This is a genomic window from Prevotella sp. HMSC073D09, assembly GCF_001814145.1.
GTDB classification, from domain to species: domain Bacteria; phylum Bacteroidota; class Bacteroidia; order Bacteroidales; family Bacteroidaceae; genus Prevotella; species Prevotella conceptionensis.
The window spans coordinates 1-238 of the sequence record NZ_KV815117.1; the positions used below are offsets into that span (position 1 = coordinate 1).

Consider the following 238-nt stretch of genomic DNA (forward strand, 5'->3'; position numbering starts at 1 on the left):
CATGCTTTTCCATCAAGGCTTATCGTAACATTATATGGAGCAGTGCCGCCTGTGAAAAGCACTTTAACCTGTCCTTTTTGCGCTGTGGAACAGCGGGGCCGTGCAATTTCAACGGTTGCAAAGAAGTCTTTAGCGGCACGAAGCGTAAAAATGCTTTCCCCCGCATCGGCGGCAATGCCTGCAAAGACGATGCTGTCGGTATGGCTGTCCTGTGCCTTGTAATAGCGGATTTGCCCGA

General features: G+C 50.8%; 1 pseudogene. It reads right to left on the bottom strand.

Going from position 1 to position 238, the window contains the following annotated elements:
• Positions 1 to 238, bottom strand: a pseudogene (locus tag HMPREF2955_RS10225) (T9SS C-terminal target domain-containing protein); the annotation flags it as partial.